Origin of the sequence: Aeromonas sp. ZOR0002 (assembly GCF_963866995.1) — a bacterium.
Classification (GTDB): Bacteria; Pseudomonadota; Gammaproteobacteria; order Enterobacterales; family Aeromonadaceae; genus Aeromonas; species Aeromonas caviae.
Map to the genome: position 1 here is coordinate 38,430 of NZ_CAWMFQ010000330.1, position 1,599 is coordinate 40,028.

1 protein-coding gene and 1 pseudogene are annotated in these 1,599 nt (G+C 66.9%); both read right to left on the bottom strand.

Annotated features, from left to right (window positions below; genetic code table 11):
- Positions 1 to 410: pseudogene (locus AACR77_RS17785) on the bottom strand (peptidase M3); the annotation flags it as partial.
- 78 nt (positions 411 to 488) lie between these two features.
- The coding region (locus AACR77_RS17790) for a M3 family metallopeptidase (protein WP_042883108.1) at positions 489 to 1,599 on the bottom strand (1,111 nt) is incomplete at its 5' end.

The following is a 1,599-nucleotide window of genomic DNA, read 5'->3' on the forward strand; positions in this document are numbered from 1 at the left end:
TCCCCGAGCAGGGGGTCGGCCATCAGTTGCTCAAACTCGGGCGCAGGCAGCCCCAGCATCAGATCTTCGATGGGGGCAAGCGTCTTGAACAGATCCGCATTGAGGGCACGGGCCCGGGAGGCAACCTGCTTGGCGAGGGGATCCCGGGCGTCCTGGCTCCCCTTGCAGGCGGCCAGCACGGCGATGTTCCAGCCGATGTCGCGAATGCGCCGGGCCCGCAGGCGTACCTCCCTGAGGAAGTCCTGCAAGGCGCCTGGGGTGCGCGGAACCTGGGCCAGTCCCTCGATAAAACCGCTCAGCTCGGCCAGGCTGGCGCGGGCCAGGCTCATGTCCGCCTCGAGGACACAGCTGTCGAGGGAGGGGTAGATGTGATCATTTTGCCACTGCTGTGGATAGACTCGTTGTTGCATCGAACGCTCATCGTCAGGGACGGGCCTGGCCCGTCGTGAAATCCAGGTGGCCAGAGCCACCACCTTCGCGGGCAGGCATCATACCAGCCGCTCGAGGCGCACCACCGCCTCTTCCACATAGCGCAGGCTCTCCTGCCAGAACCCGGGTTCGCGGATGTCGACCCCCAGGTGCTTCTCCACCAGCGCCTCGGCGCTCATGCGGCCGGTATCTCGCAGCAGGGCGCGATAGGCGGGCACAAACTCGCCCCCGGCCCGCGCATGCTGGGCATAGAGCCCCAGGCTGAAGAGATAGCCAAACAGATAGGGGTAGTTGTAGAACCCGGACTCGGCGATGGAGAAGTGACCCTTGCTGGCCCAGAACAGCTCGTCATACTGGCTGAGGGCGTCACCATAGCACTGCTGCTGCGCCGATTTCATCATCTCCCGCATCTGGCTCGCCCCCACGTAACCCGCCTCCCGCGCCGTCACCAGGGCGTGCTCGAAGGCAAAGCGGGCGGGGATGTCGAGCAGCAGGCTCGCGGCCCGCTCCCCGTCCAGCCAGGCGATGGCCCGGCGCTGCTCAACCTTGTCGGTGGCGGCCAGCAGGGCATCGCGCACCAGGATCTCGGCAAAGAGGGAGGCGGTCTCCGCCAGCGTCTTGGGGTAGCCCCGCTGTTCGAAGGGAAGATCCCGCAGCAACCAGCTGTGCCAGGCGTGGCCGAGCTCATGGGCCAGGGTGATGACGTTGTCCATGGTCCCCTCGAAGGTGAGGAAGACCCTTGGCTCGGGCGGATCGGCATACTCGGTGCAATAGGCGCCGCTTCGCCTGTGCTCGCTCGGGGCCGCATCGATCCACCCCTTGTCGGCCATCATGCGGACAAACGCCCCCATCTCGGGGTCGAAGGCAGCAAAGGCCTCCATCACCAGATTCAGCGCCTGCTCGACGCCGAACTTGCCGTGCACGGCCTGAGGCGCCGGGGCAAAGAGATCCCAGGGGGCGAAGTCGGTGATCTGCTGGGCACAGGCCATGGCCCGCAAGGCGCGGCGCCCGAGCTCCCTGTGCTCCCCGGCCGCCGCCATCAGGGTCTCCAGGGTCGCGCCCGTGATGTGCTCCTGATGGCAGGTGACCTCAAGGGCATCCAGCCTGCGCCCCTTGCCGCGCTGGCGGCCGAGCTCGTTGCGCCAGCCGTTGATGGCGTTGAGAATGGCG